Annotated in this window: 12 protein-coding genes; all 12 read left to right on the top strand. The window is 60.2% G+C overall.

All coding sequences use genetic code 11. The features are described 5' to 3' along the window. Nucleotides 1-88 precede the first annotated feature (88 nt). Complete coding sequence (locus AC07VR_RS06455; protein WP_495010747.1) at nt 89-973, top strand: helix-turn-helix domain-containing protein; 885 nt, start codon at nt 89-91, stop codon at nt 971-973. 152 nt (nt 974-1,125) lie between these two features. Beyond that, entirely contained in the window at nt 1,126-2,484 is a 1,359-nt protein-coding gene (locus AC07VR_RS06450) for a glutamine synthetase family protein (RefSeq protein WP_495010746.1), read from the top strand. 41 nt (nt 2,485-2,525) lie between these two features. Further along, on the top strand, nt 2,526-3,614 hold the full coding sequence (locus AC07VR_RS06445) for a polyamine ABC transporter substrate-binding protein (protein ID WP_495010745.1): 1,089 nt from the start codon (nt 2,526-2,528) through the stop codon (nt 3,612-3,614). Between the two features lie 52 nt (nt 3,615-3,666). Next, nucleotides 3,667-4,965, top strand: a complete 1,299-nt coding sequence (locus tag AC07VR_RS06440; RefSeq protein WP_495010744.1) for an NAD(P)/FAD-dependent oxidoreductase — start codon at nt 3,667-3,669, stop codon at nt 4,963-4,965. A gap of 65 nt (nt 4,966-5,030) precedes the next feature. Continuing rightward, nucleotides 5,031-6,773, top strand: coding sequence for an amidohydrolase (locus tag AC07VR_RS06435; RefSeq protein WP_495010743.1), 1,743 nt, complete (start codon nt 5,031-5,033; stop codon nt 6,771-6,773). 109 nt (nt 6,774-6,882) lie between these two features. After that, nucleotides 6,883-7,659 (top strand): TorF family putative porin, encoded by a 777-nt coding sequence (locus AC07VR_RS06430; protein ID WP_495010742.1) that lies wholly within the window; start codon nt 6,883-6,885, stop codon nt 7,657-7,659. A gap of 554 nt (nt 7,660-8,213) precedes the next feature. After that, entirely contained in the window at nt 8,214-11,279 is a 3,066-nt protein-coding gene (gene fdnG, locus AC07VR_RS06425) for a formate dehydrogenase-N subunit alpha (protein WP_494992824.1), read from the top strand. After that, a complete protein-coding gene (fdxH, locus tag AC07VR_RS06420; protein WP_494992825.1) occupies nt 11,280-12,230 on the top strand; it encodes a formate dehydrogenase subunit beta in 951 nt (316 codons plus the stop codon). Then, nucleotides 12,227-12,880 carry a formate dehydrogenase subunit gamma gene (locus tag AC07VR_RS06415; protein ID WP_494992826.1) on the top strand — a complete coding sequence of 218 codons (654 nt, stop codon included), beginning with the start codon at nt 12,227-12,229 and terminating at the stop codon, nt 12,878-12,880. The genes fdxH and AC07VR_RS06415 overlap by 4 nt, the downstream gene beginning before the upstream one ends. Nucleotides 12,881-12,884: 4 nt before the next feature. Then, entirely contained in the window at nt 12,885-13,811 is a 927-nt protein-coding gene (gene fdhE / locus AC07VR_RS06410) for a formate dehydrogenase accessory protein FdhE (RefSeq protein WP_495010741.1), read from the top strand. A gap of 220 nt (nt 13,812-14,031) precedes the next feature. Further along, the gene (gene selA, locus AC07VR_RS06405; RefSeq protein WP_495010740.1) at nt 14,032-15,456 is read left to right on the top strand and encodes an L-seryl-tRNA(Sec) selenium transferase; all 1,425 of its coding nucleotides are present in this window, start codon (nt 14,032-14,034) and stop codon (nt 15,454-15,456) included. Beyond that, the coding region (gene selB, locus AC07VR_RS06400; protein ID WP_495010739.1) for a selenocysteine-specific translation elongation factor at nt 15,453-16,467 on the top strand (1,015 nt) is incomplete at its 3' end. The genes selA and selB, both read left to right, overlap by 4 nt.

Raw genomic sequence — 16,467 nt, 5'->3', positions numbered from 1 at the left:
TTTTTACACGCTGATAGGGTGCGCTGATAATAATTATTACTGGCTTCGTCCGGCGCCTCCGGGCGGGGATACAAGGAAGGAAAACAGCATGCAGATTCAATCCCACGACACTGCGGATGTGGATCAGCAACTTGTCATCGCCGGTTGGCAGGAGCATTACCAGCAAATGTCACCCGGTTGTTTCCAGGGCAAGGTTGTGCACATGGAGCTGGGTGGCGTTGAGGTGTATGAAGAGCGCATGAATACGCGGATAGAACAGCATTTCCATGCGCCCGCTGATTCATTGGTATTCAGTTTCGATACTCGCAATGGCTCGCTGTATTTACTCAACGAGGAAAGTCAAAACACCTGGATCACGCCGGAAAACTATAAAGAAGTAGCCGTCGTGATTGGTCCTCAGTACCTCAAACAGCTCAATAGCCTGAACTTGAGCAGTCTTGATGGATTGTTCCTGACGCCGCTGGTATCCCAGCAAAGCCAGGTCTTCGGTCGCTGGTTGAGCAGCACGCTGCAACAGCTGGTCGCAGCACCGTCCCAGGTGGTCGAAGAAGGCCTGGCGCAACAGCTGGTCGACGATTGCCTGTATATCCTCGACTGCCCGAGCCAGACCCTGGATCGGGCAAGCCAAAAACATCTGGCCCATGACCGCCGGCTCATTCAGCGGGTATTCGATCTGGTCATGGCTTGCCCGCAAGAGCATTTCAATGCCCTGCAACTGGCCAGTGGCGCCGGGGTGTCCGTGCGTCAGTTGCAGCAAAGCTTCACCTCCTTTACCGGTGTGTCTCCCAGCCAATGGCAACGACTGCGCCGGTTGAACTTCGCACGCCGCGATTTGCTGCGCACCTCGGCAGGTGAAACCACCGTGGCGGAAATCGCCATGCGCTGGTCATTCTGGCACTTGGGGCGTTTCTCAGAGGCCTATCGCGGCCTGTTCGGCGAGCTTCCCAGCTGCACACTCTTGCGCTCGCGCTAAGTAGCCAACGCCCACGCGTTAACGCCCCAAAATGGGGCATGAACAAGCGCGCAAATCGGATAGAAGCCAGCCGCCTCACGATTGCACTATCTCCTTGAAGCACGGAACTGGGCCGCCATGGGGCGCTCGGGCATTTCCCTGTACGAGGCGTTATGAAAGGCAATCTGGATCGACTGAGCCAATGGCTCAAAGAAAACAAAATCACTGAAGTCGAGTGCCTGATCTCTGATCTGAGCGGCATTGCTCGGGGCAAAATATCTCCAACCAACAAGTTCCTCAACGAGCAGGGCATGCGCCTGCCGGAGAGTGTGTTGTTGCAGACGGTCACCGGTGATTACGTCGAAGACGATATCTACTACGACCTGCTGGATGCGGCGGATATCGACATGCACTGCCGCCCGGACGAAGGCGCGGTGTTTATCGTGCCGTGGGCTCTGGAGCCCACCGCACAGGTGATTCACGACACTTATGACAAGCATGGGAATCCGATTGAACTGTCGCCGCGCAACATCCTGAAAAAGGTGTTGAGGCTCTACACGGAGCGCGGCTGGAAGCCAATCATTGCGCCCGAAATGGAGTTCTACCTGACTCAACGCAGCCCTGATCCGGATTACCCGCTAAAACCACCGATTGGCCGTTCCGGTCGCCAGGAAACAGGGCGTCAGTCCTATTCGATCGAGGCGACCAACGAATTCGATCCGCTGTTCGAAGACATGTATGACTGGAGCGAGGCCCAAGGCCTGGACCTGGATACCTTGATTCACGAAGAAGGCACTGCGCAGATGGAGATCAACTTCCGTCACGGAGATCCGTTGTCCCTGGCCGATCAGATCATCGTTTTCAAGCGAACGCTGCGCGAGGCGGCTCTCAAACACGATGTCAGCGCCACGTTCATGGCCAAGCCAATGACCGGCGAGCCGGGTAGCGCGATGCATTTGCACCAGAGCGTGGTGGACCTGAAAACCGGTGCATCGGTGTTTTCCAATCCCGATGGCAGCATGAGTGAGTTGTTCATGCACCACATCGGCGGGTTACAGAAATACATTCCCGAAACCCTGCCGCTGTTCGCGCCCAATGTGAATTCGTTCCGTCGTTTTCTACCTGATACCTCGGCGCCGGTTAACGTCGAATGGGGCGAGGAAAACCGTACGGTCGGCCTGCGTGTGCCGGATTCGGATCCGCAGAATCGTCGGGTCGAAAATCGCCTGGCCGGTGCTGATGCCAACCCTTATCTGGCCCTGGCGGCCAGCCTGCTGTGCGGTTACGTGGGCATGGTCGAGGGGATCGAGCCAAGCCCGGCGGTGGTCGGCCGCGGTTATGAGCGGCGCAACCTGCGCCTGCCGCTGACCCTGGAGGCGGCGCTCGAACGCATGGAGCACTCGGACATCACCAAAGAGTATCTGGGCGAGCGTTTCACCAAAGGCTTTGTCGCGGTCAAACGGGTCGAGCACGAGAACTACAAGCAGGTCATCAGTTCCTGGGAACGGGAGTTCCTGTTGCTCAGCGTGTAGTACCCCACATTCTCAAATGTACCCACAGCAAGGACATGTGAATGAAACGATTCGCGCTAAAACTCATGCTCACAACGCTCTGCGGTCTGGCTGGCCAGGCTTCGGCGCAAAGTATGGTGAATATCTATAACTGGACCGATTACATCGCTGAAACCACGCTCGCGGACTTCCAGCGGGAAACCGACATCAAGCCGGTCTATGACGTTTTCGACTCCAATGAAACCCTGGAAGGCAAGTTGCTGGCCGGGCATACCGGCTATGACGTGGTGGTGCCGAGCAATCACTTTCTCGGTCGGCAGATCAAGGCCGGGGCTTTTCAAAAGCTCGACAGGACGCAACTGCCCAACTGGAAGAACCTCGACCCGGTGTTGCTGCAACGCCTGCAAGCCAACGATCCGGGAAATCAGTACGCCGTACCGTATTTGTGGGGTACCAATGGCATTGGTTACAACGTTCAGAAGATAAAACAGGTGTTGGGCGTCGACACCATCGACTCCTGGAGCACGCTGTTCGAGGTCGAGAACCTCAAGAAGCTGCAGGCCTGCGGCGTCGCCTTCATGGACTCCGCAGACGAGGCTATGCCGGCAATGCTCAATTACCTGGGACTGAACCCCAACAGCACCCGGCTGGAAGATTACAAGGTCGCGGAGCGCAAACTGCTGACCTTGCGTCCTTACATCACCTATTTCCATTCCTCCAAATACGTCTCGGATCTGGCCAACGGAAACATCTGCATCGCCTTCGGCTATTCAGGCGATGTGTACCAGGCAATCCATCGCGCCCAGGAGGCCGGGAACGGAGTCAGGATCGCCTACACGGTCCCGAAGGAGGGCGGCAACCTCTGGTTCGATATGTTGGCCGTTCCGGCCGATGCCAAAAACCCCGAACAAGCTCATGCCTTCATCAACTATCTGCTCAAACCCGAGGTGATTACCAAGGTCAGCGAGTATGTGGGCTACGCCAACGCCAATACCCCGGCTACGGCACTGATGAGTGAGGACATCACCGGCAATCCATCGATCTATCCCCCCGAATCGGTACAGGCAAAGCTCTACGTCTCGACGCAACTGCCACCCGACATCATGCGCTGGATGAATCGTTCCTGGAGCAACCTCAAGTCCGGGCGTTAACCCCTGCGCCGGGTTGCAACTTGCGCCCGGCAACTGATAGGCAGTAGCTCTTATGACGTCCCAGTTTTCTTCACCGCAGTCGTATTACAGCGCCACTCGAAATCGTCAGCTCGACTGCCCGCCACTTGAAGGCCAGGCACAGGCTGATGTGTGCATCGTCGGTGCTGGTTTCACCGGATTGAATACCGCGATCGAACTGGCTGAGCGGGGCCACTCGGTGATCGTTCTGGAGGCACACCAGATAGCCTGGGGCGCCACCGGACGCAATGGCGGTCAGTTGATTCGTGGCATTGGACACGACCTTGGTGCGCACGAAAAAGCCATCGGTAGCGAAGGCGTAAAGGTGCTTGAGCAATTGGGCCTGGACGCGGTTGATTTGGTCCGTCAGCGGGTACAGCAGCACGGCATCGAGTGTGATTTGCGCTGGGGCCACTGTGAACTGGCGAACACCCCCCGACATTTTCAGAACCTGTTGGCGGAGCAGGAGGCACTCAAAAACCAGAGTTACCCTCACAAGGTCGAGCTGGTCGAACAACGCGACATGCACAAAGTAGTGGGTTCTGATCGCTATGTCGGCGGCCTGATAGACGAGGGATCGGGGCATCTGCATCCGCTCAACCTGGCATTGGGCGAGGCCGCTCTGGCCCAACGTCTGGGCGTACGCTTGTGCGAAAACAGTGCGGCCGTTCGTATCGAATATGGCAGCAGCATTCGTGTGCACACCGCCAACGGTGTGGTTCACGCCAAGACGCTGGTACTCGCCGGCAATGCCCATCTGGGTGATCTGGAACCGGCACTCAGCGGCAAGGTGCTTGCTGCCGGCAGCTACGTCGTGGCGACTGAACCGTTGAGCGAGGCCCTTGCCCAGACACTGATACCCGGCAACCGGGCGCTGTGCGATCAGCGTGTGGGGCTGGATTACTATCGTTTGTCGGCGGATCGGCGGTTGCTGTTTGGTGGCGCGTGTCACTACTCAGGACGGACCCTCAAGGATATCGCCGGCTACATGCGCCCGAAAATGCTCGAGGTGTTTCCAAAGCTAGCGGCTAAACGCATCGACTTTCAGTGGAGCGGGATGATTGGCATCGGCGCTAACCGACTGCCGCAGATTGGTCGCTTGCAGGCTCAGCCTAATGTGTTCTACGCCCAGGCTTACGCCGGGCATGGGCTCAATACCACGCACATGGCGGCTCGGCTGGTGGCTGAAGCCATCAGCCTTGAACACAGCAAAGGTTTCGACCTGTTCGCCAGCGTGCCGCACATGACTTTTCCCGGCGGCAAACTGCTGCGCTCTCCATTGTTGGCATTGGGCATGTTTTGGTACCGGCTCAAGGAAATCGCAGGCCACTGATTCGCTCAGTCGCCAAGAGCAAAACCAAGATAAAAACAAAAATATAAACATAAAAGGATGTTCAGATGAAGCGATTTACCCCGTGCTTACTGGCGGCAATGCTAACGCTCCCCTCACTGCAGGCCATGGCGGCGGCGGACCTGGTACTCACCAATGGCAAAGTATTTACCGGCATTCCCGGGCAAGCCCTGGCTAAAGCAGTTGCGGTAGAAAACGGCAAGATCCTGAAAGTCGGTAGCGATGCAGACATCAACGCACTGGCCGACGCCCATACGCAACGGATCGATCTCGCCGGCAAGGTCTTGATGCCGGGCATGATCGACAGCCACAGTCACCCGGTGATGGCCGGCATGGCTAGCCTGCGCGCAAATCTAAATGACGAAGTAAAACCGCTGGCCGACCTTGAGCAATGGATCCTGACCGAGGATCAGGCCGGTCACGCGCGCATGGCGGACGTGGTTAGCATTGCCGGGGTCAGCTCGGCCTATTGGGAACAAAGCCGCGAACTCGGCAAACGCTTCAATCAGGGCCGCTGGGCCGAGCAACCGGTGGTACTGAACGGTATTGACGGTCATACCGGCTGGGCCAATAACGCCATGCTCAAGCGCCTGAAGATCGATGCTGCACTGGTCAAAAGCCTGCCGGAAAAAGAGCGCAACTATATCGGCCACGAAGCGGACTTCACACCCAATGGTTATTTTGCAGAAAATGGCTGGGACCGGGTCCGCAGTCAACTTCCCGCACCCCCCGCAGAGCTCATGCTGAACGCCACCCGCGAGGCGGTGAAAATCAACAACCAGTACGGCGTCACCGCCTGGATGGACGCAGCGGCTAATGCCGGCAGCGGTGACTCACTATTCGAATTCACCCCGACTGAGCAGAGTTACGGCGTACTGCCGCTCTACCGCGAACTGGCAGAGAAGGGCGAACTCAGCGCACACGTCGCCGCTTTGCTGATCACCAATCCGAAAAGCAAGCCGGCCGACCTGGAAGTTCTGGCCAAGGTGATGAAAAAATTCGAGGGCGTACCCAACCTGACCTTCCCGGGTATCAAGGTCTTTGCAGACGGCATCATGGAATTTCCAGGGCAATCCGCCGCGGTTATCGACCCGTTCAAGAACAGTCTTAAAAGTGGCCAATTGCTAATCGACCCGGCGCACTTTGGTGAGCTGGTGGTGGCGGCAGAAAAGCGCAACTGGATCGTGCACATGCATGCCGTTGGCGACCGCGCGGTCCGTGAGTCACTCAATGGCTTTGAATATGCACGTAAGCTCAACCCGACGCCGATGGCCCATAGCATCAGCCACCTGCAACTGGTCAACCCCAAAGAGTTTCCGCGCTTCAAGCAGCTTGGGGTGATCGCCTCCATGCAGCTACTCTGGGCCACTGGTGAGGACTACACGGTGAAGTTGGTCAAACCCTATATCAGTGCCTTTGCCTACCGTTACCAGTATCCCGCGCAGTCCCTGCATAAAGCTGGCGCCATGATTGCCGGGGCCAGCGATTGGCCGGTTTCCAGCCCCAATCCGTGGAACGCCATTGCTCAGGCCAACACTCGGAAAGGTCCGCTGGGTGTGCTGAATGCCAAGGAAAGCATTGATCGGCAGACCATGTTCTACGCCTACACCATCAACGCCGCCAAAGCCCTGCGTCTGGATCAGCAGATTGGCTCTCTGGAGCCCGGCAAACAGGCCGACCTGATCATCCTCGACCGCGATGTATTCAAGGTCAGCGACGACGAGTTGTTCGACACCAAGGTCCTGAAAACCTTTTTTGCCGGCAAGCAGGTTTACGCCCCCGACGCCTGACAACCCACGCGCCCACGCCACGTAACACACCTGACGCCGCGCGTTGCGGGGCGTTGGGCGCTGCCTTGCCCAAAATCACCCGCGCACTCATAAAAATAAGAGAATCCATATGAACGCATTGTCTGTCTTCGTGCTTGCCGGCCTTGCGCTGTCGCCACTGATCGGCGCTCAGGCGCTGGAACTCAACGACAACTTCGTCCTCGCCATTACTCCCACCCTGGTCAGTGATTATCGCGCTAGCGGCATCTCGCAAACCCTCGGCGACCCTGCGGCGCAACTGGCGATCACCCTCAACCACTCCAGCGGCTTGTATGCCGGTATCTGGACCTCGAATGTCGACTTTGGCGATGACTCCAGTACGCGTCAGGAGCTCGAATACTATGGCGGCTATTTCTGGCAATTTGCCGACAACATCAGCCTCGACACCTTCTACACAAAGTACGAGTACCCGCGTGCAAGCCAGTATAACCAGAGCGACATCCAGTCCACCCTTGATGTTTATGGCGTCTTGCTCGGTGGCAAATACGTCAACAATATGAAAGGCCCTGACTACGTGGATGAAGATGGCAATTTCCAGAAGGGCAAAAAAGACGAAGACGTTTCTTCGGTGTTTATCGGCTACCACACCGTGCTGCCCGCAGAAATCGGCCTGCAAGCGCGCTTTGAGTACGTTGACTACAAGGACGACGTATTCTTCAGCGCCAATGGCAACAGCCGGCCCGACTACCACGATTGGGAAATCAAACTGAGTCGTGACTTTGTCGGCATTACCTGGGGCGTGAGTTACATCGATACTGATCTTTCGAAAAGCGAATGCCTGAGCTTTACCGGTTACGACGACTTGTGCGGCGCAACCCTGGTGGCCAGCGTCGGCAAGACGTTCTGAAGCCCTGTGGAGTGGGGCGGCTGAACGCCTCATGACCAAGCCTGAAATGGGAGTGCCCGTTGGAGGGAGTCGCTCTGACGCCTCCCGATAGATTCAGGTCTTCATGGGTGATTCGCAATGGCGGTAACCAGATCTTTGACCCCCATGGATCACGTGCCAAAGAATGAAACCGGCGGGAGCACCGCCATCTGGAAGCATTAGTTTCCAGGTCTGGGAGTCTTTAGTTCGGAGAACTCAAGAGATCAACTGCATGGAATGCAGGGACACTATGATCTTCAGCCTGTGGGGCATGTCGATCATTCATATCATTTAAAAGCCTCGCATAAACACCATTACCGGTGTCCTGGATTACTTGACCAGATCATGCTTGTTCCCTTGCGCTGTTCACAAGATGTGTTCATGAACGCTGAGCACACCACCGACGATCAGGTTTCAATACATTCCTTGCAATCTTGACTAAAGTTTCAAGTGTCGGCGGCTGTAAAACCGTCGCCGTGATCGTCCAAGAGATCCCGGCCATGTACCGGGTAACTCCACCTGATCAGGAGTGCACGATGGACCTCAACCGTCGTCAGTTCTTCAAGGTCGCCGCCATCGGCCTAGGAGGCTCGAGCCTGGCCGCGCTGGGCATGGCCCCGGCACCCGCCTTCGCCGAGCAAGTGCGCCACTTCAAACTGGCCCATACCCATGAAACCCGCAACACCTGCCCCTACTGCTCAGTGGGTTGCGGCTTGATCATGTACAGCCAGGGCGATACGGCCAAGAACGTCGCCCAGAGCATCATCCACATCGAAGGCGACGCCGACCACCCGGTTAACCGCGGCACCCTGTGCCCCAAAGGCGCGGGCCTGCTGGACTTCATCCATAGCCCCAGCCGCCTGCAATACCCGCAGGTGCGCAAGCCGGGCAGCAACGAGTGGACACGGGTGTCCTGGGATGACGCACTGGATCGCATCGCCGATCTGATGAAGGCCGACCGTGACGCCAACTTCATCGAGAAGAACGCCAAGGGCCAGACGGTCAATCGTTGGCTGACGGTGGGTTTTCTCGCTGCCTCCGCGTCCTCCAACGAGGCCGGTTACATGACCCACAAGGTCGTTCGCAGTCTGGGCATGCTGGGGTTCGATAACCAGGCACGTGTCTGACATGGCCCGACGGTGGCAAGTCTTGCCCCAACGTATGGCCGTGGCGCGATGACCAATCACTGGACTGATATCGCCAACGCGAATCTGGTCCTGGTCATGGGCGGTAATGCCGCCGAAGCCCACCCTTGTGGCTTTAAATGGGTGACCGAAGCCAAAGCGCACAACCAGGCGCGACTGATCGTGATCGACCCACGCTTCACCCGTACCGCCTCGGTGGCCGACTATTACGCACCGATTCGCACCGGCACCGACATCGCCTTCATGGGCGGTCTGATCAACTATTTGCTCACTGAAAACAAAATCCAGCACGAGTACGTGCACGCCTATACGGACGTGTCGTTCATCGTCAAGGAAGGCTTTGGTTTCGAGGACGGGCTGTTTACCGGCTACGATGCGACCAAGCGCACTTACAGCGACAAGTCGAGCTGGGGCTATGAAATCGGCGAGGACGGTTTTGCCAAAGTCGATCCGTCCCTGCTGCACCCGCGCTGCGTCTACCAGCTGATGAAGCAGCACTACAGCCGCTACACCCTGGAACTGACCAGTCAGATCTGCGGCATGCCGCAAGATGCCATGAAAAAAATCTGGGAAGAGATCGCCACCTGCTCGCAACCGGGCAAGACCATGACGATCCTCTATGCCCTGGGCTGGACCCAGCATTCGACCGGCTCGCAGATGATCCGCAGCGCGGCCATGGTGCAGCTGCTGCTGGGCAATGTCGGCATGCCGGGCGGGGGCGTCAACGCCCTGCGCGGGCACTCCAACATCCAGGGCCTGACCGACCTCGGGTTGCTGTCGAACCTGCTGCCCGGTTACCTGACACTGCCGGGCGATGCCGAACAGGACTACGACACCTACATTGCCAAGCGTGCGCTCAAGCCGTTGCGGCCCGGGCAGTTGTCCTACTGGCAGAACTACGGCAAGTTCCACGTCAGCCTGATGAAAGCCTGGTACGGCGCCAACGCCACCGCCGACAACCACTGGGGCTACGACTGGCTGCCCAAGCTCGACATTCCCGGCTACGACATATTGAAAGTGTTCGACATGATGGGCAAAGGGCAGGTCAACGGCTACGTCTGCCAGGGCTTCAATCCCATCGCCGCCTTGCCCGACAAGAACCGTGTGATGGTCGCGCTGGCCAAACTCAAGTGGCTGGTGGTGATGGACCCGCTGACCACCGAAACCTCGGAATTCTGGCGCAATGTCGGGCCTTACAACGATGTCGAAACAGCCAGCATTCAGACCGAAGTCATCCGCCTGCCGACCACCTGCTTCGCCGAAGAGGACGGCTCGCTGGTCAACAGCGGTCGCTGGCTGCAATGGCACTGGAAGGGTGCCGAGGGCCCGGGACAGTCACGCACCGACGTAAAAATCATGAGCGACCTGTTCATACGTCTGCGTCAGCGTTACCAGGCCAACGGCGGTGCCTTCGCCGAGCCGATACTCAAGCTCAGCTGGCCCTACAAGGTGCCCGACTCGCCGACGCCCGAGGAGATTGCCAAGGAGTTCAACGGCTACGCCATTGCCGACGTCACCGACGCCACGGGGACGACGGTCAAGGCCGGGCAGCAGCTGTCCGGTTTCGCCCAGCTCAAGGACGACGGCAGCACAGCGTCCGGCTGCTGGATCTTCTGCGGCAGCTGGACCGAGCAGGGCAACCAGATGGCCCGCCGCGATAACAGCGATCCCTACGGTATGAAGCAGAACCTGGGTTGGGCCTGGGCCTGGCCGATGAACCGGCGCATTCTCTACAACCGTGCCTCGGCTGACCTGCAGGGCAAGCCCTGGGATCCGAAGAAGCGCCTGGTGTGGTGGAACGGCAAGGTCTGGAGCGGCACCGACGTGCCCGACTACAAGGCCGACGTGGCGCCGGAAGCGGGGATGAACCCCTTCATCATGAATCCCGAAGGGGTGGCGCGGTTCTTTGCCGTCGACAAGATGAACGAAGGGCCGTTCCCGGAGCATTACGAACCGTTCGAGACGCCCATTGGCATCAACCCGCTGCACCCCAACAACAAAAAGGCGACCAGCAACCCGGCCGGGCGCATCTTCGATTCCGTCTGGGAGTCGCTCGGGACGGCGAAGGACTTCCCCTATGCCGCCACGAGCTACCGGCTGACCGAGCACTTCCACTTCTGGACCAAGCATTGCCCGATCAATGCCGTGACCCAGCCCGAGCAATTCGTCGAGATCGGCGAAGTGCTGGCCAAGGAGAAGGGCATTGCCGCCGGCGACCGGGTGCGGGTCAGTTCCAAACGCGGGCATATCGAGGCAGTGGCGGTGGTGACCAAGCGGATCCGTCCGCTGCAGGTCAACAACCAGACCGTGCACCAGATCGGCATTCCATTGCACTGGGGTTTCACCGGAGCGACCCGGCATGGCTATCTGACCAACACCCTGGTGCCGTTCCTCGGTGACGGCAATACCCAGACCCCGGAATCCAAGTCATTCCTGGTCAACCTGGAGAAAATATAAATGGCCAGTCAAGACATCATTGCCCGTTCGGCTACCACCACCGCGCCGCCCTCGGTTCGACAGCAGGAGGAAGTGGCCAAGCTGATCGATACCACCAAGTGCATCGGTTGCAAGGCGTGCCAGGTCGCCTGTTCGGAATGGAATGAATTGCGCCACGAGGTCGGCCACACCCACGGGACTTACGACAATCCCCAGGACCTGGCCGCCGAGACCTGGACACTGATGCGCTTCACTGAGTACGAAAACCCTCAGGGCAATCTGGAATGGTTGATTCGCAAGGACGGCTGCATGCACTGCGCCGAACCTGGCTGCCTGGCGGCTTGCCCCAGCCCGGGGGCGATCATCAAGCACGCCAACGGCATTGTCGACTTCGACCAGGACCATTGCATTGGCTGCGGCTATTGCATCACCGGCTGTCCGTTCGACATTCCGCGTATTTCGCAGAAGGACCACAAGGCCTACAAGTGCACGCTGTGCTCGGACCGGGTGGCGGTCGGTCTGGAGCCAGCCTGCGTCAAGACCTGCCCGACCGGCGCCATCGTGTTCGGCAGCAAGGAGGACATGAAAGAGCATGCCGCCGAGCGCATTGTTGACCTCAAGTCACGGGGCTTCGACAACGCGGGTCTGTACGATCCGGCGGGAGTGGGTGGCACCCATGTGATGTACGTGCTGCACCACGCCGACCAGCCATCGCTGTACGCCGGCCTGCCGAATCAGCCGGTCATCAGCCCGTTGGTAGGACTGTGGAAGGGCGTGAGCAAGCCATTGGCGTTACTGGCCATGGGGGCCGCGGTGCTGGCCGGATTCTTCCATTACGTACGCATCGGCCCGCAGCGGGTCGAGGAAGACGAGCACCCGGCCGGCAAGGACGACAGCGTGCACGAGGTCGACCCGGCCGTGCATGTCTATGACCCGAACAAACCTGGACCGCAGGACGGCAGACGACCATGAAAGACAAAACGATCCTGCGCTATAACGCCAACGAGCGCACCAACCACTGGCTGGTGGCGATACTGTTCGTCATGGCGGCCCTGTCGGGGTTGGCACTGTTCCATCCAGCGCTGTTCTGGCTCAGCCAACTGTTCGGTGGGGGCCCCTGGACGCGCATCCTGCACCCGTTCATGGGCGTGCTGATGTTCGTGTTTTTCCTGGGGCTGGTGATTCGCTTCTGGCGGGCTAATATTTTTATCGCCAACGACCGCCTGTGGCTCAAACGGATTGACCGGGTGATGCGTAACGAAGAGCAGGGCGTACCGCCGATTGGCAAATACAATCCCGGTCAGAAGCTACTGTTCTGGGTCCTGCTGGCCTGCATGCTGGTGCTACTGTTTAGCGGGCTGGTGATCTGGCGGGCCTATTTCAGCCAGTACTTCGGTATCACCTCCATTCGCCTGGCAGCCCTGCTGCATGCCCTGGCGGCGTTCGTGCTGGTGTTGAGCATCATCGTGCATATTTACGCTGCCATCTGGATCAAAGGCTCGGTCAGCGCGATGGTGCATGGCTGGGTCAGCCGCGCCTGGGCGAAGAAACACCATGAGCTCTGGTACCGTGAGGTGACCCGCGACGAGACGCCGGACAGCCAGATAACCAAAAAGGGATGACACCTTGAGCCTGATACTGGAGCCCGGACAGATCGAAGCCTCGGCGAGCACGCCGCCGTTCCTGCGCCTGCCACCGCACAACCTGTTCACTTTGCGTGCTGTGCGCCTGGAACAATTGGCCAACGGGCATCCACTGGCCGACTACCTGCGGTTGGTCGCCGGTCTGTGCCACCTCCAGCAGAGCCTGTTGGACGAGCTACCGGTGTCGACGGCACTGGACCCTGAACACCTGATGGTGTGCCAGCAACATGGCATGCCGCCGCTGGCCGCCGACAGTCTGGTGCGCGAGGACGGCTGGCTGGCGTACCTGGATGCCTTGCTGCGGCGTTACCAGGCACCGCCGCAGCCTACGGTGCAACAGGCCGTGGCGACCTTGCGCAGCGCCAGCGTCTCGCAACGCAAGGTCTGGGCGATTGCCTTGCTCAGCGGCCAATATGCAGGGCTGCCGGCGGCGCTGGTACCGTTTCTCGGTGCTGCCTTGCAGGCGGCCTGGAGCCACTGGCTGCTAAGCATGCAGGCTGGCGAGCTGAAGCCTTGCGCCAGCCTGGGCCAATGCCCGGCCTGCGGCTCGCCGGCCATGGCCGGGGTGATCCACCAACGGGGCAAGTACAACGGGCTGCGCTACCTGGTGTGTTCGCTGTGCGCCTGCGAATGGCATGTGGTGCGGGTCAAGTGCGTTTACTGCGAACAGAGCAAGGGGCTCAAATACGTCAGCCTCGATGATGACCGCCACACGGCCAGCCAGGCGCCACTGCGGGCTGAAATCTGTCCCGGCTGCAACAGCTACCTGAAACTGCTCTACCTGGAAAATGACGCCGACGCCGAAGCCCTCTCGGCGGACCTGAGCAGTCTGGCGCTGGACATGCGCCTGGACCTGGAAGGTTACCAACGCCTGGCGCCGAACCTGATGCTGGCGCCTGGCGGCGATTGATCACAGCCACGCATGCCGTAACCCTTGTAGCAGCTGCCGAAGGCTGCGTCCGCTCGCGAAGCGGGCGCATGATTTATGATTGCATGAAAGTCCTGCGGACTTTAACGCAGCCTTCGGCAGCTGCTACGGGGGGCCACCATTTGACTCAACGTTAGCGCTTGCCTTACGAGAAGCAAGACGGCATCTACACTCAAGGCCTGTACAGACTGTGGGAATTGCTATGTTGTCTGCCAAGCCCCCATTGCATCTGCCCTCCATCGACAGCCTGCTGCGCAGCCCTGCCTGCCAGCCACTGGCCGAACGTTATGGCCGCGACGCCTTGCTCGCCACTCTGCGGCAATTGCTCGATGACGTGCGTGAACCGGTCCGGCTTGGCCAACTCGACGCCGTTGAATTCACCGACCAGGTATTAGCGGGCAGGGCAGGCGAGCGCCTGGCAACCCAACACAGCAGCCGGGTGCGGCGGGTGTTCAACCTCACCGGCACGGTGCTGCACACCAACCTGGGGCGGGCGCTATTGCCGCAGGAAGCCATCGAGGCGGTGCAACTGGCTGCCCGCTTTCCGCTCAATCTGGAGTTGGACCTGCAAAGCGGCAAGCGCGGCGACCGCGACGACTTGATCGAAAATCTGCTCCGCGAGCTGACCGGCGCCGAAGCGGTGACGGTGGTCAACAACAATGCCGCCGCCGTGTTGCTCGCGCTCAACAGCCTGGGGGCGCGCAAAGAGGGCATCATCTCCCGCGGCGAGCTGATCGAAATCGGCGGCGCATTTCGCATTCCCGACATCATGGCCCGGGCCGGGGTCAGGCTGCATGAAGTCGGCACCACCAACCGCACCCATGCCCACGACTACGAGGCCGCCATCGGCCCGCGCAGCGGTCTGTTGATGCGCGTGCACACCAGCAATTACAGCATCCAGGGCTTCACCGCCCAGGTGCCGACCGCCGAACTGGCACAACTGGCTCACCGGCATGGCCTGCCACTGCTCGAAGACCTGGGCAGCGGTAGCCTGCTGGACCTGACCCGCTGGGGCTTGCCCGCCGAACCCACGGTGCGACAAGCCCTGGCCGATGGGGCCGATATCGTCACCTTCAGCGGTGACAAGTTGTTGGGTGGTCCCCAGGCCGGGTTGATCGTAGGCCGCAAGGACCTGATCGCGCGGATCAAGAAAAACCCGCTCAAGCGTGCCTTGCGGGTCGACAAACTGACCCTGGCGGCCCTCGAAGCGGTGTTGAGTCTGTACCGCGACCCCGACCGGCTGGCCGAACGCTTGCCCAGCCTGCGCCTGCTGACCCGCCCGCAAGCCGATATCCTCGCCCAGGCCGAACGCCTGCGCCCGCTGTTGGCTCGCGTGCTGGGCGACGGCTGGGGGGTGGCCGCTCTGCCGGCGCTGGGCATGATCGGCAGCGGCAGCCAACCGCTGGCACGGTTGCCAAGCGCCGCCCTGTGCCTGCGCCCGCATGTGACCAAACGGCTTCGCGGACATCAGCTGCATGGCCTGGAGGCGGCCTTGCGGGCCTTGCCCATTCCGGTGCTCGGCCGCATCGACGACGATGCCCTGTGGCTGGACCTGCGCCAACTGGACGACGAGGCGGCCTGGCTCGCCCAACTGGACCAGCTACAAGGGGAGGGCGAGGCAAAGTGATCGTCGGCACGGCAGGACACATCGACCACGGCAAGACCGCCTTGCTCAAGGCCCTGACCGGCCAGGCCGGCGACCGCCGCCGGGAAGAGCGCGAGCGCGGCATCACCATCGATCTGGGCTACCTATATGCCGCGCTGGAACCGGGGGCGAGCCTGACCGGCTTTATCGACGTACCCGGCCACGAGCGCTTCGTCCACAACATGCTCGCTGGCGCCCAGGGCATTGACCTGGTGCTGCTGGTGGTGGCTGCCGATGACGGGGTGATGCCTCAGACCTGCGAGCATCTGGCGATTGTCGAGCTGTTGGGCATCCCCAAGGCTCTGGTGGCGATCAGCAAATGCGACCGGGTCGAGCCGGCCCGGGTGCAGGCGGTACAAGCCCAGATTACGGCATTGCTGGCGCCCGGGCCTTATTGCGGCGCTCCGCAGTTCGTGGTGTCGAGCCTGACCGGGGAGGGCATCGAGGCCCTGCGTCAGGCGTTGCTGGCGGCCCAGCGCGAGGTCCGGCAGCGTAGCGCCTGCGGCGGTTTGCGCCTGGCCATCGACCGTGCCTTCAGCGTAGCCGGGGCCGGTATTGTGGTCACCGGCACCGCCCTCGCCGGGCAAGTGCGGGTGGGCGACACGCTGCTGCTGGGCCAGGCCGGCAAGCCTGTGCGGGTGCGTGGCTTGCATGCGCAGAACCAGGCCACCGTCCAGGCCTGGGCCGGGCAGCGAGTGGCGTTGAACCTGAGCGCCGAACGCCTGGCCCTGGAGCAGATCCACCGTGGCGACTGGTTGCTGGCCGAGTGGCTGTATGCACCCACTCAACGCCTGGACATCGAGATGCAGTTGCTGGGCAGCGAACCACGCGCCTTCGAACATTTCAGCCCGGTACACGTGCATCTGGGCACTCAGGACGTCACCGCCCGGGTCGCCTTGCTGGAGGGCACCCGCTTGGCACCGGGTGAGCGGATGTTCGCGCAACTGTTGGTGAACGCGCCGCTGCAGGCGGTGCATGGCGACCGCCTGGTCC

It is taken from the genome of Pseudomonas sp. GW821-FHT02H09 (assembly GCF_059421425.1).
The sequence above is the reverse complement of the archived record's forward strand: the minus strand, read 5'-3'. Positions and strand labels throughout refer to the sequence as shown.

Excerpts from the sequence above, each read along its gene's own strand:
- AC07VR_RS06440 (WP_495010744.1), top strand. The coding sequence starts at position 3,667 with ATGACGTCCCAGTTTTCTTCACCGCAGTCGTATTACAGCGCCACTCGA.
- AC07VR_RS06450 (WP_495010746.1), top strand. The coding sequence starts at position 1,126 with ATGAAAGGCAATCTGGATCGACTGAGCCAATGGCTCAAAGAAAACAAA.
- AC07VR_RS06445 (WP_495010745.1), top strand. The coding sequence starts at position 2,526 with ATGAAACGATTCGCGCTAAAACTCATGCTCACAACGCTCTGCGGTCTG.
- fdxH (WP_494992825.1), top strand. The coding sequence starts at position 11,280 with ATGGCCAGTCAAGACATCATTGCCCGTTCGGCTACCACCACCGCGCCG.
- AC07VR_RS06415 (WP_494992826.1), top strand. The coding sequence starts at position 12,227 with ATGAAAGACAAAACGATCCTGCGCTATAACGCCAACGAGCGCACCAAC.
- selA (WP_495010740.1), top strand. The coding sequence starts at position 14,032 with ATGTTGTCTGCCAAGCCCCCATTGCATCTGCCCTCCATCGACAGCCTG.
- AC07VR_RS06435 (WP_495010743.1), top strand. The coding sequence starts at position 5,031 with ATGAAGCGATTTACCCCGTGCTTACTGGCGGCAATGCTAACGCTCCCC.
- AC07VR_RS06430 (WP_495010742.1), top strand. The coding sequence starts at position 6,883 with ATGAACGCATTGTCTGTCTTCGTGCTTGCCGGCCTTGCGCTGTCGCCA.
- AC07VR_RS06455 (WP_495010747.1), top strand. The coding sequence starts at position 89 with ATGCAGATTCAATCCCACGACACTGCGGATGTGGATCAGCAACTTGTC.